The organism is Pseudomonas sp. KnCO4 (assembly GCF_045344305.1).
In the GTDB taxonomy this organism is placed as follows: domain Bacteria; phylum Pseudomonadota; class Gammaproteobacteria; order Pseudomonadales; family Pseudomonadaceae; genus Aquipseudomonas; species Aquipseudomonas anuradhapurensis.
On the sequence record NZ_CP174199.1, the window covers coordinates 5,565,026 to 5,580,917 of the forward strand.

General features: G+C 61.4%; 16 protein-coding genes. 9 read left to right on the forward strand and 7 right to left on the reverse strand.

What is annotated here, in order from left to right; translation table 11 throughout:
• Positions 1-209 precede the first annotated feature (209 nt).
• A complete protein-coding gene (gene hexR, locus ACJA3S_RS25620; protein ID WP_011536461.1) occupies positions 210-1,076 on the reverse strand; it encodes a transcriptional regulator HexR in 867 nt (288 codons plus the stop codon).
• A gap of 103 nt (positions 1,077-1,179) precedes the next feature.
• Between hexR and zwf the strand changes: the two genes are divergently transcribed.
• From zwf to ACJA3S_RS25645, 5 genes are all read left to right on the forward strand, one after another.
• Positions 1,180-2,622: a glucose-6-phosphate dehydrogenase gene (gene zwf / locus ACJA3S_RS25625; RefSeq protein WP_406820421.1), complete on the forward strand. Its 1,443-nt coding sequence runs from the start codon at positions 1,180-1,182 to the stop codon at positions 2,620-2,622.
• A gap of 80 nt (positions 2,623-2,702) precedes the next feature.
• Positions 2,703-3,017, forward strand: a complete 315-nt coding sequence (locus ACJA3S_RS25630; RefSeq protein WP_406820422.1) for a hypothetical protein — start codon at positions 2,703-2,705, stop codon at positions 3,015-3,017.
• Between the two features lie 130 nt (positions 3,018-3,147).
• Positions 3,148-5,334, forward strand: coding sequence for a DNA helicase II (gene uvrD, locus ACJA3S_RS25635; protein ID WP_406820423.1), 2,187 nt, complete (start codon positions 3,148-3,150; stop codon positions 5,332-5,334).
• Positions 5,335-5,590: 256 nt separating this feature from the next.
• Entirely contained in the window at positions 5,591-6,454 is an 864-nt protein-coding gene (locus tag ACJA3S_RS25640) for a Tim44 domain-containing protein (RefSeq protein WP_406820424.1), read from the forward strand.
• 114 nt (positions 6,455-6,568) lie between these two features.
• Complete coding sequence (locus tag ACJA3S_RS25645) at positions 6,569-6,976, forward strand: SMI1/KNR4 family protein (RefSeq protein ID WP_406820425.1); 408 nt, start codon at positions 6,569-6,571, stop codon at positions 6,974-6,976.
• A gap of 131 nt (positions 6,977-7,107) precedes the next feature.
• On the opposite strand, the gene ACJA3S_RS25650 is transcribed toward ACJA3S_RS25645, so the two are convergent.
• Positions 7,108-8,868 carry a cation:proton antiporter gene (locus ACJA3S_RS25650; protein WP_406820426.1) on the reverse strand — a complete coding sequence of 587 codons (1,761 nt, stop codon included), beginning with the start codon at positions 8,866-8,868 and terminating at the stop codon, positions 7,108-7,110.
• Between the two features lie 353 nt (positions 8,869-9,221).
• Here ACJA3S_RS25650 and ACJA3S_RS25655 point away from each other — a divergent pair, with 353 nt between their 5' ends.
• The gene (locus ACJA3S_RS25655) at positions 9,222-9,707 is read left to right on the forward strand and encodes an acyl-CoA thioesterase (RefSeq protein ID WP_009683536.1); all 486 of its coding nucleotides are present in this window, start codon (positions 9,222-9,224) and stop codon (positions 9,705-9,707) included.
• Here ACJA3S_RS25655 and pdxY read toward each other — a convergent pair.
• A complete protein-coding gene (pdxY, locus tag ACJA3S_RS25660; RefSeq protein WP_406820427.1) occupies positions 9,704-10,576 on the reverse strand; it encodes a pyridoxal kinase PdxY in 873 nt (290 codons plus the stop codon). The two genes, ACJA3S_RS25655 and pdxY, sit on opposite strands and share 4 nt — an antisense overlap.
• 120 nt (positions 10,577-10,696) lie before the next feature.
• Between pdxY and ACJA3S_RS25665 the strand changes: the two genes are divergently transcribed.
• Positions 10,697-11,089, forward strand: a complete 393-nt coding sequence (locus ACJA3S_RS25665) for a DUF3301 domain-containing protein (protein WP_406820428.1) — start codon at positions 10,697-10,699, stop codon at positions 11,087-11,089.
• On the opposite strand, the gene ACJA3S_RS25670 is transcribed toward ACJA3S_RS25665, so the two are convergent.
• From ACJA3S_RS25670 to zigA, 3 genes are read right to left on the reverse strand one after another with little or no spacing between them, the layout of a single operon-like run.
• Positions 11,090-12,058 carry a CobW family GTP-binding protein gene (locus ACJA3S_RS25670; RefSeq protein WP_406820429.1) on the reverse strand — a complete coding sequence of 323 codons (969 nt, stop codon included), beginning with the start codon at positions 12,056-12,058 and terminating at the stop codon, positions 11,090-11,092.
• A gap of 40 nt (positions 12,059-12,098) precedes the next feature.
• A complete protein-coding gene (locus ACJA3S_RS25675; RefSeq protein ID WP_406820430.1) occupies positions 12,099-12,725 on the reverse strand; it encodes a DUF1826 domain-containing protein in 627 nt (208 codons plus the stop codon).
• Positions 12,722-13,930: a zinc metallochaperone GTPase ZigA gene (gene zigA, locus ACJA3S_RS25680; protein ID WP_406820431.1), complete on the reverse strand. Its 1,209-nt coding sequence runs from the start codon at positions 13,928-13,930 to the stop codon at positions 12,722-12,724. Before zigA ends, ACJA3S_RS25675 begins: the two co-directional genes overlap by 4 nt.
• A 115-nt stretch (positions 13,931-14,045) precedes the next feature.
• Between zigA and ACJA3S_RS25685 the strand changes: the two genes are divergently transcribed.
• Both ACJA3S_RS25685 and folE2 read left to right on the forward strand, forming a co-directional pair.
• Entirely contained in the window at positions 14,046-14,426 is a 381-nt protein-coding gene (locus ACJA3S_RS25685) for a glutamine synthetase (RefSeq protein WP_406820432.1), read from the forward strand.
• A 23-nt stretch (positions 14,427-14,449) separates the two neighbouring features.
• A complete protein-coding gene (gene folE2, locus ACJA3S_RS25690) occupies positions 14,450-15,355 on the forward strand; it encodes a GTP cyclohydrolase FolE2 (RefSeq protein ID WP_406820433.1) in 906 nt (301 codons plus the stop codon).
• On the opposite strand, the gene ACJA3S_RS25695 is transcribed toward folE2, so the two are convergent.
• On the reverse strand, positions 15,339-15,866 hold the full coding sequence (locus ACJA3S_RS25695; RefSeq protein ID WP_406820434.1) for a DUF3617 domain-containing protein: 528 nt from the start codon (positions 15,864-15,866) through the stop codon (positions 15,339-15,341). The genes folE2 and ACJA3S_RS25695 overlap by 17 nt on opposite strands.
• Between the last annotated feature and the right edge of the window lie 26 nt (positions 15,867-15,892).

The window sequence follows — 15,892 nt, forward strand, 5'->3', positions numbered from 1 at the left end:
TGCCTGTCTCCCAGATAGGATGCGGGAGTTTCAGACTGGCCTTGGTGGTTTACGGTTTGACTGTGGAATGGTGACAAAACAGTGAAATTTCATTGTCTTTACCGGCCCATTCGCGGGCTTGCCCGCTCCCACAGGGATTGCGCCGATTTCAAAATGTGCGCAGTACCTGTGGGAGCGGGCAAGCCCGCGAAGGGGGCCGGTGCAGGCGTTCAGTCGTCGGTAGCCTTGATCGACTTGGGCGACAAACGCAGGCTGCGCAAGCTGCGCTTCACGCTCTTGAGGTGATTGACCAGGCTCGGCCCACGCGCCATGGCTACGCCCATGGCCAACACATCGATCACCACGAGGTGGGCGATGCGCGAGGTCAGCGGGGTGTAGATTTCGGTATCTTCATGCACGTCGATTGCCAGGTTGACCGTCGACAGTTCGGCCAGCGGCGTCTGGCTGGGGCACAGGGTGATCAGGTTGGCGCCACTCTCACGGACCAGGTTGGCGGTAATCAGCAGGTCCTTGGAGCGGCCCGACTGGGAAATGCACACCGCCACGTCACCTGGCTTGAGGGTCACCGCCGACATCGCCTGCATGTGCGGGTCGGAGTAGGCAGCCGCGCTGAGCAGCAGGCGGAAGAACTTGTGCTGGGCATCGGCCGCCACCGCACCGGAGGCGCCAAAGCCGTAGAACTCCACACGTTGCGCCTGGGCCATGGCGGTTACCGCCTGCTGCAGCGCCTGGGGGTCGAGGTGCTCACGCACTTCCATCAAGGTGTGCAGGGTGGTGTCGAAGATCTTCAGGCTGTAGTCGGCAACCGAGTCGTCTTCATGGATGGCGAATTGACCGAAACTGGCCCCGGCGGCCAGGCTCTGTGCCAGTTTCAGCTTCAGGTCCTGGAAGCCCGAACAACCGATGGCACGGCAGAACCGCACGATGGTCGGTTCACTGATACCTACGCTGTGCGCCAGGTCGGCCATGGAGCTGTGCATGACGGCAGCCGGGTCGAGTAGCACGTGGTCGGCTACCTTGAGTTCCGATTTGCGCAGCAGGTGGCGCGATTGGGCGATATGTTGCAACAGATTCACAGGCTGGACTCGGTTATGATCGGCTGGCCGGGTTGTAGCTTTCTTGTAGTTATACTACATGGACGCCAACCCGCCCAGTTAAACGAACGTGGAGAGTGGTGGTTTGACTATTCCTTGCGACATTCTGGTTTTCGGCGGCACCGGCGATCTGGCCCTGCACAAATTGCTTCCGGCGCTCTACCACCTGTTTCGCGAGGCCCGTCTGAACAATGCCGTGCGGATCATCGCGCTGGCGCGACGCAACCTGCCACGCAACGAATATCTCAAGCTCGCCGAACGCCATTGCCGAGCCCAGATCGCCCGCAACGATTTCGACGAAGATGTCTGGCGGCGGTTTTCCGCGCGGGTCGACTATTTCTCCATGGATGCTTCGCAAAGCGCCGATTTTGGCCGGCTGGCGCGCTACCTGGGCGAGCCCGGCGGCTTGACGCGCATCTTCTACCTGGCCACCGCCCCCAACCTGTTCGTGCCCATTGCCAACCACCTGCGTAACGCTGGCCTGGCCGACGCCGAAGCGCGCATCGTGCTGGAAAAGCCGATCGGCCACTCGTTGCAATCGGCTACCGCCATCAACGAAGCGATTGGTGCGGTGCTGGAGGAAAACCAGGTATTTCGCATCGACCACTACCTGGGCAAGGAAACCGTGCAGAACCTCATGGCCCTGCGCTTTGCCAACGCCCTGCTGGAGCCGGTATGGCGCAACAGCCAGGTCGACCATGTGCAGATCAGCGTATGCGAGACCCTGGGGGTCGAGAACCGGGGTGCTTACTACGACCGCGCCGGGGCGATCCGCGACATGCTGCAGAACCACCTGCTGCAACTGCTGTGTCTGGTGGCCATGGAACCTCCCGCACAGTTCGAGGCCGAAGCGGTGCGTGACGAAAAGGTCAAGGTCCTTCGCGCCCTCAAGCCCATCACCGGCCAGGACGTGCAGGACAAGACCGTACGCGGCCAGTACGGCGCCGGGCGCATCGGTGGCCAGGAGGTGCCTGCCTATTACTTCGAAAAGGACGTCGACAACGATAGCGACACCGAAACCTTCGTCGCCATCGAGGCGCACATCGACAACTGGCGCTGGGCGGGCGTGCCCTTCTACCTGCGCACCGGCAAACGCATGGCACGGCGCTCGTCGCAGATCGTCATCCAGTTCAAGCCAGTGCCCCATGAGCTGTTCATGGGTGGCCAGGTCAACCAGTTGCTGATCCAGTTGCAACCAGACGAACGCATCAGCCTGCGCATGATGACCAAGAGCCCCGGCAAGGGCATGCGCCTGGAGCCGGTGGACCTGGACCTGAACCTGGCCCAGGTGTTCAGCCAGACCCGCCGCTGGGAGGCCTACGAGCGCTTGCTGCTGGATGTGCTGGAAGGCGACTCGACGCTGTTCATGCGCCGTGACGAAGTGGAAGCGGCCTGGGCGTGGATCGACCCGATCATCAAGGGTTGCGAAGAACACTTCCAGGCGCCACGACCGTACCCGGCAGGCACCAATGGCCCGGAGCAAGCCAACAGCCTGCTCGCCAGGCAAGGCAGGCATTGGCATAGCTGAAGCAATACCCTGCTCCTGTGGCCGGTGAAAGGGACGACAGTGCGCTGACGTTACTTTCACCCCAGGACAGGAGTAAGTTAATGGCTACCATCGCCAATCTCGTTGCAATCAATGACATCGTCAACGGCGAGAGGACCTTCAAGGTCCATTGCACCGTTACGGTCGTTTCCCCAGCTATCGAACCGGTGCTGGTCGAACCCAAGATACGCCACCGCGGTGGCTGGGAAGTGCTGGAGCTGCAACTGCTGGACAGCGGCGCGATCGCCCCGCAAGTGCTGACGGAAAAAACCGTGACGTTTGAACGCGCGGGCGGCACCCATTGGAAAATGCTGGAAATCACTTGCGCCGGTTCGCAGCAGCGCTGCGAAATACGCACCGTAGAGATGATCGACTGAACCGTGGTTGGCCGGGCCGCCCGAGCGGCGGCCTGGCGCCTGCCATCAGGTCGATGAACGGCCGCTGGCAAGGTGAATATTTATACAGTAGAGGTTTGCCCGTTCCCCTGCCGCGCCCTAGAATGGCCCGATGCACACAGACGACCTCTCCCTCCTGCTGAATTCCCTCAACGATGCCCAACGCCAGGCCGTAGCGGCCACGCTCGGGCGTCAACTGGTGCTCGCTGGCGCCGGTTCCGGTAAAACCCGCGTGCTGGTGCACCGCATCGCCTGGCTGATCCAGGTCGAGCAGGCATCGCCGCACTCGATCCTGTCGGTGACCTTCACCAACAAGGCCGCGGCTGAAATGCGCCAGCGGATCGAGCAGCTGCTGGGGATCAACCCGGCGGGCATGTGGGTCGGGACCTTCCACGGCCTGGCCCATCGCCTGTTGCGGGCACACTGGCAGGAAGCGCGGTTGGTGCAGAATTTCCAGATCCTCGACAGCGACGACCAGCAGCGCCTGATCAAGCGAGTGATGCGCGAGCTGGGCCTGGACGAACAGAAATGGCCGGCACGCCAGGCCCAGTGGTTCATCAACGGGCAAAAGGACGAAGGCCTGCGCCCACAGCATATCCAGGCCGGTGGCGACCTGTTCCTGTCGACCATGCGCGACGTCTATACCGCTTACGAACAGGCCTGTGAGCGCGCCGGGGTCATCGACTTCTCCGAGCTGCTGCTACGCGCCCTGGACCTGTGGCGTGACCATCCGGGCCTGCTCGAACACTACCAGCGGCGCTTCCGCCACGTACTGGTGGACGAGTTCCAGGATACCAACGCCGTGCAGTATGCCTGGCTGCGCCTGTTGGCGCGCGGCGGTGACAGCCTGATGGCGGTGGGCGATGACGACCAGTCGATCTACGGCTGGCGCGGGGCCAAGATCGAGAACATTCATCAGTACACCGCCGATTTCCCTGACGCCGAAATGATCCGCCTGGAGCAGAACTACCGCTCCACCGGTGGCATCCTCAAGGCGGCCAACGCGCTGATCGCCAACAACAGCGGGCGCCTGGGCAAAGAGCTGTGGACCGACATGGGCGAGGGCGAGCCCCTGACCCTGTACGCGGCCTACAACGAGCACGACGAGGCGCGCTACGTGGTGGAAACCATCGAGGGCCTGGTCAAGCAGGGCAATGCGCGCAACGAAATTGCCATCCTGTACCGTTCCAACGCCCAGTCGCGGGTGCTGGAAGAAGCCCTCCTGCGCGAACGCATTCCCTACCGTATCTACGGCGGTCAACGCTTCTTCGAGCGCGCCGAAATCAAGAACGCCATGGCCTACCTGCGCCTGATCGAAGGCCGTGGCAATGATGCCGCGCTCGAGCGGGTGATCAACGTACCACCACGCGGGATTGGCGAGAAAACCGTCGAAGCCATCCGTGAGCATGCCCGCCACAGCCAGCTGTCGATGTGGGAAGCCATATGCCAGCTGCTGGCGGCAAAGGCCCTGAAAGGCCGCGCCGCCAGCGCCCTGGGTGCGTTCATCGAGCTGATCGAAGGGTTGGCTGCCAAAGTTGTGGACATGCCGCTGCATACCATGACCCAGACCACCATCGAGCAGTCCGGGCTGATCATCTACCACCAGGAAGAAAAAGGTGAAAAGGGCCAGGCACGGGTAGAAAACCTTGAAGAACTGGTCAGCGCGGCGCGCAACTTCGAGTCCACCGAAGAAGACGCCGACCTCTCGCCACTTTCGGCGTTCCTCGGCCATGCCTCGCTCGAGGCAGGCGATGCCCAGGCCGACGAGCATGAAGACAGCATCCAGCTGATGACCTTGCACAGCGCCAAGGGCCTGGAGTTCCCGTATGTATTCCTGGTGGGCATGGAGGAAGGCCTGTTCCCGCACAAGATGAGCCTGGAAGAACCCGGCCGCCTGGAAGAGGAACGCCGCCTGGCCTACGTCGGCATCACCCGCGCCATGCGCCAGCTGGTCATGACCTACGCCGAAACGCGTCGCCTGTATGGCAGCGAGACCTACAACAAGGTGTCGCGTTTCGTACGTGAAATTCCGGCTGGGCTGGTTCAGGAAGTGCGCCTGTCCAACAGTGTCAGCCGCCCGTTTGGTGGGGCCAAGACCACTACCAACAGCAACCTGTTCGCCAATGCCAATATCCCGCAGACAACCTTCAACCTCGGCCAGCGGGTGCAACATGCAGTGTTTGGCGAGGGCGTGATCCTCAACTTCGAGGGCTCCGGCGCGCAGGCACGGGTGCAGGTGAATTTTGCCGAAGGCAGCAAGTGGCTGATGCTGGGCTACGCCAAGCTCGAAGCCATCTGAAACCCGCGCCGGCCATTGTAGGAGCGGCCTTGTGTCGCGATGGGCTGCGCAGCAGCCCCAGCAGTCTCAGCGCCCACGTCGAAATCCTGGGGCTGCTGCGCAGCCCATCGCGACACCAGGCCGCTCCTGCAAGCGCCAGTCCCAGCCAGCTTGGTAATATCCAGGCAAAAGCTAGAAACATTATGTCGCTGGTCATGTGCCTGGGAACCTGTGCACCATGACGCGCGTGCAATCCACAACAGGGGATATCCCATTTATGCAACGTTTTCTTAGCATCGCTCTGGCGCTCTGCGTCGGCCTGACGCTGAGCCTGGACGCCAACGCCAAGCGTTTTGGCGGCGGCAAGAGCTCGGGCTCCGCGCCTATCCACCAGACCCGTCAAGCCACGCCAACCACGCCAACTGCGCCTGCTGCCGCGCCGACCGCACCTGGCCGCGCCGCGCCGGCCGCCAGCGGTGCTTCGCGCTGGCTGGGCCCACTGGCCGGCCTCGCCGCCGGTGGTCTGCTGGCCTCCATGTTCATGGGTGACGGTTTCGAAGGCTTCCAGATCATGGACTTCCTGATCGTGGCGCTCATCGCCTTCCTGGTGTTCCGCTTCATCGCCGCGCGCCGCCGCCAGCAGCAGCCGCAAATGGCCATGCCAGGCCACGCGCCGATGCAGCGTGAAGCCCACACGCAAGCTGCCCAGCCTTCCATCTTCGGTGGTTCGGCCGCACCTGCTGCCGCCGCTGCACCGGTGATCAATGCCCCGGCCTGGTTCAACGAGCAAAGCTTCCTGGCTGCCGCTCGTAACCACTTCCAGGCCCTGCAGCAGCACTGGGACGCCAACGAGATGGACAAGATCGCCGAATTCGTCACCCCGCAAATGCTCGAGTTCCTCAAGCGCGAGCGGGCTGAGCTGGGTGACGGCTTCCAGTCCACCTACATCGACAACCTCGATGTGCAACTGGACGGTGTCGACGACCGCGCCGACCGCACCGACGCCACCCTGACCTTCCGTGGCGTGTCGAAGAGCTCGCGCTTCGACCAGGGCGAAGTGTTCAGCGAAAGCTGGCACATGGTCCGTGCCCACGGCGAAAACCAGCCTTGGCTGGTCGCCGGTATCCGTCAGAACGGCTAACCGCTGCGTGCTGCACAAAAAACCCCGGGGCTGCCCCGGGGTTTTTGCTTTTGCCAGACTGGGCTACTAGGGTATAACGCGCAGCGTTGTCATCTAGGTCAGAGGAAGTGAACCGTGGAAGAAGTGATCGAACAACTCCGTGAAGCCAATGAGCCAGTGCCGGTGCCGCTCGAGCTTCCCGACGAGGACCTGCTGGTCGAAATCGAGGAAGAGCTGTTCATCAACATTCCGTTCGTGTTCAAAGAGTTTCTGCTGACCGTCAGCGACGTGGTGTACGGCTCGCTGGAGCCGGTGACCGTCACCGACCCACAGTCGCACACCTACCTGCCCGAGGTCGCTGCCAACGCCTGGGATGCCGGCGTGCCGCGCGACCTTATTCCACTGTGCCAGGATGGCGACAACTACTACTGTGTCGAAGAAGACGGCACCGTGGTGCTGTGGGATGCCGAAGAAGAAAGTATCGGTGAAGACAGCTGGGAGTCTGTCTGGCACTGGGCGCGGGATGTCTGGCTGGAGAGCTGATCGCAGTCGCAAAATTATGGCTCAGTGCCATTGATGCAGTTAACATCGCCAGGCTTTCTGCGCCTGGCGACATCGCTACCGCTCCATCCCCTCGGACGACGGTGAAGTTGGCGCAGAGAGCCTTGCCTTGCTCAATGCGAATTCTCGCGACTGTGCTCCAACGTCTCCAGCAAGGCGATCTGCATCCGTGTGTGCACCCGGATAAACCAGCGCCACAGCAAAGCCACCACCACCGCTGCCACCACGGCAATCACCAGCAGCAGCTCGCTGGTTGGCAGAATGCTCGCCGACAGCGCTGACAGCAGCAGGAAGATCACCAGCAACGACAGCAGCGGAATCACCTCGGCAATCACGCGGCGCACGCGCTGTGTATGCCGCCCCGCCATCTCTGGTTTCACGCCCATTTCCGCCAGCAGCATCGATAGCGCCTTGAGCTTGCGATAGGCGGCAATCAGGAACGGCAGCGACAACAGCAATGCTGCGCCCCAGATCAAGGCTTTCTGCTGGCTGACATCGCTGACCCACTCGCTGAGCCAGTTACCGATACGCCCGGCGAAATAGCCGCCAGTGAAAAAAACCGCGATAACCAGCGCCAGGTTGACCCCCACCTGCAACAGAATGCGCCGGATCATCGCCGCCAACATGGCACCCTCACCCTGTGGCTGGATACTGCGCAACCATTCGCCGTACAACGACAGCACCCGCGCCAGACGGTTGGGCACTGCCTTGCCCAGCTTGCGCGACAGCGGGTCAGCCGCACGGATCAGGTACGGTGTCAGCAGCGTGGTAATTGCCGATACCGCCACCGCCACTGGGTAGAGAAAGTCGCTGGTCACCTGCAGGGTCATGCCCAGTGCGGCGATGATGAAGGAAAATTCGCCAATCTGCGAAAGCCCCATGCCAACCCGCAGCGACGTGCGCCCATCATTTCCGGCAATGAACGCGCCCATGCCACAGGACAGCATCTTGCCCAGCACCACTGCCAGGGTAATCACCACGATCGGCCAGGCGTAGTTGACCAGCACCAGAGGGTCGATCATCAGGCCGATGGCGACGAAGAAGATGGCACTGAACAGATCGCGTACCGGTTCGATCAAGCGCTCGATTGCCAGTAGCTGGCGCGATTCGGCCATGATCGCGCCAATCAGGAACGCGCCCAGCACCATGCTGTATTCGAGCTTCACAACCAGCAGACAAAAGCCGAAACACAGGCCTAGCACGGTAATAAGCAACATTTCGTTGCTCTCGAACCTGGCCACGTAAGCCAGCAGCCGCGGTACCAACAGGATGCCGATGACCAGCGCGACGATCATGAACAGCGACAGCTTGCCCACGGTGGAAAACACCTCGCCCGAACTGACCGTACCGCTGACGGCGATGCCCGACAGCAAGGCAATGATGCCGATGCCGAGAATGTCCTCGACGATCAGCACGCCAAAGATGAGCTGGGCGAAGCGCTCATTCTTCATTTTCAGGTCATTCAGCGCCTTGACGATGATGGTGGTCGAGGAAATTGCCAGGATGGCCCCCAGGAACAGCGAATCCATGGTGTTCCAGCCGAACCAGCGGCCGATCTCGAAACCGATCCAGATCATCAGCACGATTTCCAGGAACGCTGCGATAAAGGCGGTAGCGCCGACCTTGAACAGCTTGCGCAGGCTGAACTCGAGCCCAAGGCAAAACATCAGGAAAATCACACCCAGCTCGGCAAGGGTCTTGATGGTGTCTTGATCGTGAATAAGGCCAAACGGAGGCGTGTGCGGGCCGATGATGAAACCGGCGACGATGTAACCCAGCACGACAGGTTGCTTGAGGCGGTGAAAGACAACGGTGACCACGCCAGCGACCAGCATGATCACTGCCAGGTCCTGGATGAAGCTGATGGCATGCATGGCGTGATACTCCCTTTTTTCGTCCTTTGGCGGGTGCCAGAGCAGACCGCTCCTCGACCAGGGCAGCCTTTTGCGAGCAGCGCGTTCATACTGTTGTGGATGCAGAATGTGGCCATGTTGCATGGGCATGGTCAGGTTAACATCGCACTCCGCCGCAAAAAGCCGGTGCAATATGCAGAAACAGATCGGCAGGAAAAGCGCCGCTGATGGCATGATCAGCGTGACGATGGCGCGTCAGCCAGCGTCCCGTAGCAGGACGGCTAATTCAAATGAGGGGAAAAGAAGTGTCTTCAGATAACGATCCCCAACGGCCCCATTCGCCCGATTCAGCGCAACCTCACCGTGAGCACACTATGGAACCTGGAAACGCCCAGCTGAGCATGACCGTCCTGATGACCCCGGACATGGCCAACTTTTCTGGCAACGTACACGGCGGCACCCTGCTCAAGTACCTCGACGAAGTGGCCTATGCGTGCGCCAGCCGCTATGCCGGCAGCTATGTGGTCACCCTGTCGGTCGACCAAGTGATCTTCCGCGAGCCGGTACACGTGGGTGAACTGGTGACCTTCCTGGCGTCGGTCAACTACACCGGCAACACCTCGATGGAGGTGGGCATCAAGGTGGTGACCGAGAATATTCGCGAACGCTCGGTGCGCCATTCCAACAGCTGCTTCTTCACCATGGTCGCGGTCGACGATAACCGTCGCCCGGTACCGGTACCACCCCGCCAGCCGCAAAGCAGCGAGGAGAAGCGCCGCTTCCTGCAGGGCCAGCAGCGCCGGCAGATCCGCCAGGAGCTGGAAAAGCGCTACCAGGACCTGAAGACCGACGCCATTTAAAGCGTCAGCAGCTGTGCCTCGAAGCGCACCCGTGGGTGCGCGATGCGGTCCTGGGCCCGCACCAGTTGCAACTCGTAGCTGGCGCAGGCCTGGGTTTCCAGCAGCACTTCGTGCACGGCCGCAGCGCTGTATTCGAACGCCTGTAGCCAGCTGTCGCCGAGCAGCACGCGGGCCAGGAACAGGCCCGAGGTCAGGTCGCCCACCCCAACCGGCTGCCGCGGGAACGCCAGCAGCGGGCGACGCAGGTGCCAGCTGTGCTCAGCGGTCACCAGCAGCATCTCGAACTGGTCTTCGGCCCGCCCCGGGTAGGCCAGGTGCTTGACCAGTACTACCTGCGGCCCGCGCTGCAGCAAGCTGCGCGCCATGCCCACGCAGTCCTCCAGCGACTGCGCACGGCGCCCACAGAAGCTGTCCAGCTCCAACTGGTTGGGGCACAGGATGTCAGCCGCGGCGGCCGCTTCATCGAGCAGGAACTCGCTGACTTCCGCCGGCACGATGCAGCCCTTCTCCGGGTGCCCCATGACAGGATCACACAAGTACAAAGCCTTTGGGTTTACTGCCTTGATCCGCGCGACACCCGCCAGAATCGCCCGGCCTTGCTCGGCACTGCCCAGGTAGCCAGACAACACCGCGTCGCAATTGCCCAGCTCGCCAATGTTGGAAATGCCTTCCACCAACGCAGGAATTTGCGCCGGAGCAAGCACTTCACCCGCCCACTGGCCATACTGTGTGTGGTTGGAGAACTGCACGGTATTGAGCGGCCAGGCATTGATCCCGATACGCTGCATGGGGAACACCGCCGCGCTGTTGCCGGCGTGGCCGAACACCACGTGGGACTGGATGGCGAGCAGGTGCGGAGTACGTTTCATGCGGGAGATTTCCAAAGCTGTTTCAAGGATTGTGCGCAACGCAGTATGGACTCGATTGCCACCTGTACGACAGGCCAGGGACGCAGTTAAGCTGGATCGACCTGTTTGGAGCAGATGCAAATGTTGACCCTGGAAAACCTCTTAGTCCTGATGCTGGTAGCCACGGCAGGCGCCTGGCTGTGGCACAACCACGGTTTGCGTGAAAAAGCCCTGGAGCGGGTCAAGCAGCACTGCGCCAAACTCGACCTCGAGTTGCTCGACGATGCCGTCGCGCTCAAGCGCATCGCCTTTGTCCGTGACGCCAATGGCCGCAAGCGCCTGGCGCGCGTCTATGCCTTCGAATTCACGGTTACCGGTGAGCAACGCCACCCCGGTACCCTAACCCAGTTCGGCGCCCATAGCGTGCAGATCGAACTGGCGCCCTATCCGTTCGAAATCAAGACCCCTCCACGCGCCGACAATGTCATCGAGATGCAGCAGTGGCGCCAGGAGCACAACCGTTGGCGCCACTGATCAGCTGACGCGGCATCCGTTTAAACCGGCCTGTAACGCGGGCTGCGACTGAGGCTGGTCGAAAATCAGCTCGATGCGGGTATCCCGGCGCCAGTCGCTGGGCTGCCAGATGGGCATGTCGCCGTTCAGGCCATTGAATGATTGCCAGCCTTCCACGGTGTGGATAACCCCTTTCGCACGCCGCCATGGCCAGGCGTGCAGGCATGCCAGCAGCCGTTGTGGATAAAATCGTTGGCCGGGATGCCAGCGCCAGCCGATGCTCCAACCTCCCTCTCCTTGCTGGGCGAGGCAGATCGGCTGGCCAGGGTCTGTCCAGAGTGCCGGGGGCACCACCCTATTGTCGGGGATCAGTTTATCCACAAGGGCATTGGCAGCCGCACTGGTGAGGACAGTGGGAAGGTCCGACACGAGCAGCTGCCCTTCGACCGTCCAGAACACTTTCTTGCCGGGAAACCTGTCTGTTATCGATGCCTTGCAAGCATCACCTACCGACTCGGCCTTGTTGAAGACAATACATTCCGCTGCATCGAGCGCCTGCTGTTGCGCCTCCGCCAGCCGTTCGTTGCGAACCATCGACTGCGCATCCACGACCATCAGCAACGGCTGTACCGCCAGCACCCCAGCCCAAGGGGCTTGTTGCAACTGAGCAAGCAGCTGCAGCGGGTGGCCCAACCCGGATGGCTCTATGAACAGCCGGTCAGGCCGGGACTTGCGCAGCAGCCGGCCCAGGCCCACCTGGAACGGCATGCCGTTGACGCAGCACAGGCAGCCACCCGCGACCTCGCCGATGGCGATCCCGTCCTCGTCACGGCTGAGCAAGGCCGCATCAAGCCCGACCAGGCCGAACTCGTTGATCAACACTGCCCAGCGCTCATTGCGCGGACGTTGGGCCAATAGATGGCGGATCAGGGTGGTCTTGCCGGCCCCGAGCGGGCCGGCAATCACATGGGTGGGAATATTCTGCAGCATGGCGTGGCTTCGGGCGATGGCAATGCCTCACTATGCGCCGTCAGGCCAGCCAGTCAAGGCTGAGCAACAGTCGCCCCTGCCGCTCCGGAGGCGAACGATGCACCAGGCCAGCGCCTTCGTTGCCATGCCACTTCTCGCCCTTGAGCACTGCCACATCGCCTGCGTGCAAACGCTGAATGTTATCCACAGGCGGCTGCGCTGTGCGCAAATCGACACACGCATTGGCCTGCACGGGCAACCATTCGGTGCCCGGGCCAGCGTAGCTGGTAAGCAAGCGCAGCGGCACGTTATCCACATGGAAGCGTGGGCACATGGGCCCTGCCAATACCCGCAAGCGCAAGCCGACCCGCCGTGCACCCACCAGGCAGGTGTAGGCCGCCAGCAGCCAGTTCACATCGGCAACGAATGCTTCATAGCCGTGCAAATCTGCCGTTTCCCGCAACAGCTCGGTCAATACCGGCATTCGCTGCTCGTCCACGTCAATAACGCGCTGGTCCGCCAATGGCTGGCCAAGGCTGATGGCCAACGCGGCAAAGTCCTCCAGCTGTGCCGGCAAGCGCCGGCGCCACACCGCCAGGTTGACGCCGTCCTGCAGCACCTCGGTCAGCACCTGAGGTGTATCGCCGCTTACCTGGAAGATATCCACAGGTGTGCGTACGGGGATCATGCTGCGGCCTCCTCCTGCCATGGACCGAACGGGTCGGGCAGGCGTAACCAGCCCATGGGTCCCAAGGCCATTTCTTCTTCGGTCAACAGGCATGCATCGAGTGCTGTGGATAATTCCGCGAAATCGATATTCTGCCCAATGAACACCAGCTCCTGGCGGCAGTCACCACTCTCGGCTGTCCAGTTTTCCAGGATCGCAGCGGTGTTATCCACATCCTGCGGCCACTGTTCGCGCGGAACAAAGCGCCACCAACGGCCCGCCAGCCCATGACGCATCATCCCGCCCGCTTGCGACCAGCTCCCCGCCTCCTGGAACTTGCTGGCCAACCAGAAAAAGCCTTTTGAACGTAGCAACCGGCCGTTGCGCCAGGGCGTGTGGATAAAATCGAAAAAGCGCTGTGGATGAAACGGCCGCCGGGCCTGCCAGGTAGTGGCTGCGATACCGTACTCTTCGGTTTCGGGTACATGTTCGCCTCGCAGTTCCTGCAACCAACCGGGTGCCTGGGCGGCCTGCTCGAAGTCGAACAAGCCGGTATCCAGGATACGCGCCAGCGGAACCTGGCCCATTACCATGGGGATGATCTGCGCTCGCGCGTTAAGGCTACGCAGAATGGCCATGAGCTCTTCGCGCTGATGCTGGCTGATCAGGTCGATCTTGCTCAGCAACAACACATCGGCGAACTCGACCTGTTCGATCAACAGGTCGCTGATCGAGCGCTCGTCCTCTTCACCCAGGGTTTCGCCACGGCTGGCCAGGCTGTCGGCCGCCTGATAATCACGCATGAAGTTCAGGCCATCGACCACGGTGACCATGGTGTCCAGCCGCGCCATGTCAGAGAGGCTACGGCCCTGTTCGTCGCGGAAGGTAAAGGTCTCGGCTACCGGTAGCGGCTCCGAGATCCCCGTGGATTCGATCAGCAAGTAATCGAACCGACCTTCTTCGGCCAGCCGTGCCACTTCCTCGAGCAGGTCTTCACGCAGCGTGCAGCAGATACAGCCATTACTCATCTCCACCAGCTTTTCTTCAGCACGGTTGAGGCTGACGTTGCGCTGTACCTCGCTGGCGTCGATGTTGATCTCGCTCATGTCATTGACGATGACTGCGACTCGCAGGTTGTCGCGGTTGCGCAGCACATGGTTGAGCAATGTGCTCTTGCCGGCGCCAAGGAAGCCGGACAGCACAGTAACAGGGAGACGATTGGACATGGCGAAACCTCTTCAGGCGAAGCGCATTCGAAACGATGCATTGCACAATGTTATAAAGTAACAATACAATTTCGCCAAGCCGTTCTCGATGAATACGTGCTGACAAAGGATGAAAATGAATCTGCTACGCGCCTCGGTGCTGCTATTGCTCGCCCTGCCCACGGCACTGTATGCCATGCCACAGGGTGGCCCATTGGCGCTCTGTACCCGCAGCGCGACACTGCTCGCCTGCCAGGACGGCAAGGGCAATTACTACAGCGTTCGCAGTGAAGGCAGCACGTTCTATTTGCGTGGTTTCGACTTCAATAGCCGTCGCCTTTGGGCGCAAACCAACAGCCGCTACGGCTCGCTGACCTTTTTCACCGGCCTGGCCAGCGATGGCGAGGCTTGGGTGGGTTATAGCCGCCGCATCGGCTGGACCACCGTGAACCGTGTTTCCAGCTCCAGTGGTCAGCGCTTCAGCCTGCATTGCAGTTTGATCGCCGGCTGCCGCTGACCTACCAATTGTTTGGATGCCAAATGACCCAGCTCAAGCTCCCCGACATCGCCGCACAGGCCCAGGAACACACCTTGCCTTTGAACTGGGTAGGAATGTGCGGGATAGCCCTGCCGATCCATTTCGAAGGGCGCATCGCGGCTGCTACGGTGGATGCTGGCGTCAGCCTGGTGGACGGCAGCGCACGTGGAATCCACATGTCGCGGCTTTACCTTGCCCTGGAAGCTCTGGAACACCAGCCCCTTACGCCACTGGTCATTCGCCAGCTGTTATCTGACTTTCTGCACAGCCATGACGGGCTTTCTGCTGCAGCCTATCTGCGTTTGCGCTTTGAACATCTGCTGAAAAGGCCCGCTCTGGTCAGCCCCTTGCACGGCTGGAAAAGCTATGCGGTAACGGTCGATGCAAAGATTGAGAAAGAAATGTTCCACGTGGAACTATCCGTTTGCGTTCCCTACTCGTCGACCTGCCCGTGCTCGGCTGCGCTTGCACGACAACTGATCCAGCAACAGTTCCAGGCGGACTTCAGCACCGACCAAGTCGACAAGTATGCGGTGTTGCAGTGGCTTGGTAGCGCCGAGGGCATCGTCGCGACACCCCACAGCCAACGCAGTAGCGCGCACGTCCAGGTGAGGCTACGCAGCAATCAGCAGCAGTTGCCAATTACCGAGCTGATCGATCGCGTGGAGGCGAGCCTGGGGACTGCGGTACAGACCGCAGTGAAGCGCGCCGATGAACAAGCCTTCGCCTTGGCCAATGGCCAGAACCTGATGTTCTGTGAAGACGCCGCTCGGCGTTTGCACAAGGCGTTGCGACAAATCGACTGGAGCACCGCCTTCAAACTACGCGTGGAACATGCAGAAAGCCTGCATGCCCACGATGCTGTCGCGGCCAGCCAGTGGCAGTGGGATATCAGCTGCGCGGCCTGACCGAACCGCAGTCACTACCCAACCACACGGCGCGGGTGTTCATGCTGCCCCGCTGCTGCACACCCGACGCGTTGAACGTACCGTTCACCTGAGTTGTGAATTCCCGGTCGCTGAGGAAAGTCGCCTGGCCACTGCCCTGTGCTCGCGGGCAGCTGAACTGGAACTTCCACACATTGCCGGTGCGGTCGGTGATCTTCTGGGTGCAACCTGACTTAGGGTCCTGCAGCGGGATGTCGTTGGTTGCCACTTGCTCTGGCGTCAAGCAAGAACGCACCCCTTTACCACCCACAGTCACCCCCTGCTTGGCCAGCACGCCTTCCATCATCGCGCGCTGTTCCGGTGGCAGGTTCTTCAACTGGCCGAGCATGAACTCCATGTCGGGTAACGGCTTGCCATCGACCTGCATGTTGCTGGTGGTCAGCTCCCACAAGCCTGGCTGCAGCATCTGAGCATGCACCAGCGGGCTGCTCATACCTAGGGCCAACGCCAACAGTGGCAGACGAATCTTCATGGACGAACGCTCCTGGAAAAAAGCCG